Source organism: Photobacterium sp. 1_MG-2023 (assembly GCF_030547945.1).
GTDB lineage: Bacteria > Pseudomonadota > Gammaproteobacteria > Enterobacterales > Vibrionaceae > Photobacterium.
Genome location: NZ_JAUORR010000081.1, coordinates 1 through 772, shown reverse-complemented (window position 1 = coordinate 772; position 772 = coordinate 1). Strand labels below are relative to the sequence as shown.

Sequence of the window (772 nt, the reverse complement as noted above, 5' to 3'; positions counted from 1 at the left end):
TACTAACACACGAAAATCATCATTGAACAGATCAAATCACAGCAAGGTTCAGTCATTCTGTCGCATCGTTCACAGCGTTCAGATGTGGCTTCGGCGCATGAACGTCACTGGGTTCCCCCTGCGCGGGAACGACAAAGAATTTATAAATCAGAATATTACCGTCATTCCCGCGCAGGCGGGAAACCATAGTGCGCCGGGCTCAAAGCGCGTTCAAATCATCATGGAACAGATAAAATCACAGCAAGGTTCAGTCATTCTGTCGCATTGTTCACAGTGCTCAGACGTGGCTCCGGCGCATGAACGTCACTGGGTTCCCGCCTGCGCGGGAACGACGAAGACTTTATAAATCAGAATATTACTGTCATTCCCGCGAAGGCGGGAATCCAGAGAGCGCCGGGCTCAAAGCGCGTTCAAATCATCATGGAACAGATCAAATCACAGCAAGGTTCAGTCATTCTGTCGCATTGTTCACAGCGTTCAGACGTGGCTTCGGCGCATGAACGTCACTGGGTTCCCGCCTGCGCGGGAACGACGAAGACTTTATAAATCAGAATATTACTGTCATTCCCGCGCAGGCGGGAATCCAGAGAGCGCCGGGCTCAAAGCGCGTTCAAATCATCATGGAACAGATCAAATCACAGCAAGGTTCAGTCATTCTGTCGCATTGTTCACAGCGTTCAGACGTGGCTTCGGCGCATGAACGTCACTGGGTTCCCGCCTGCGCGGGAACGACGAAGACTTTATAAATCAGAATATTACTGTCATTCCCGCG

General features: G+C 50.9%; 1 protein-coding gene. It reads left to right on the top strand.

Translation table 11 applies throughout. The features are described from left to right. On the top strand, positions 1–346 hold a 346-nt coding region (locus Q4579_RS22960; RefSeq protein WP_303567275.1), incomplete at its 5' end, for a hypothetical protein. Between the last annotated feature and the right edge of the window lie 426 nt (positions 347–772).